Origin of the sequence: Pseudomonas sp. HR1 (assembly GCF_030175875.1) — a bacterium.
In the GTDB taxonomy this organism is placed as follows: domain Bacteria; phylum Pseudomonadota; class Gammaproteobacteria; order Pseudomonadales; family Pseudomonadaceae; genus Chryseomonas; species Chryseomonas oryzihabitans.
Genome location: NZ_JASNRF010000058.1, coordinates 1 through 690 on the forward strand (window position 1 = coordinate 1; position 690 = coordinate 690).

The window sequence follows — 690 nt, forward strand, 5'->3', positions numbered from 1 at the left end:
AGCAATTCCCGCTCAATCCGTCGCTCGGGCTATCGCCTTCGCAATTGAGCAGCCTGCTGAAGTGGATATTAACGAGATCGTTCTGCGCCCAACCGTGCAGGAATTCTAATGAGTTTAGGGCCTGCCGCTTCGGCGTCAGGCCCCGCTTATATGGAGTGAAAAGCTGTGAGCAACGTAACTGAATCGCTTTCGAGTGGGGGACTGATGAAGGCCTTGCGCCTAGACAGCTATAACGCGAGCACCCTGCTTGAAGTCGAAGTCGCAAAGCCTTCGCCACAACAAGGGCAGGTACTGGTAAAGACTAAAGCCAGCGGCGTTAACCCAATCGACTACAAAATTCGCCTGGGGTAGGCCCCTTACACCCCGGGCACCTTCACCGTCGAGCGGCATATCCGTGGCAACTGCAGGCTCGTTGATCCATTCACCTAACCCATTTACCCAAAGGATTACAGTATGACCAAGCTCGCCCTGTTTGTTCGCCTCGAAGCCAAAAGCGGCCAGGAGGCTGCGCTTGCCGACTTCCTGGCCAGCGCACTGCCGCTCGCCAACGCCGAGTCCGGCACCACTGCCTGGTTCGCATTGAAGTTTGGCCCTTCGACGTTCGGTGTGTTCGATGCCTTTGCCGATGAGGCAGGTCGCCAAGCACATCTGAACGGCCAGATCGCCGCGGCCTTGATGGCCAACGCCGCG

At 57.5% G+C, this 690-nt stretch carries 1 protein-coding gene and 1 pseudogene; both read left to right on the forward strand.

Annotated elements, in window-relative coordinates:
- Window positions 1-109, forward strand: a pseudogene (locus QKY98_RS23575) (oxidoreductase); the annotation flags it as partial.
- Window positions 110-453: 344 nt separating this feature from the next.
- The coding region (locus QKY98_RS23580) for a putative quinol monooxygenase (RefSeq protein WP_284671699.1) at window positions 454-690 on the forward strand (237 nt) is incomplete at its 3' end.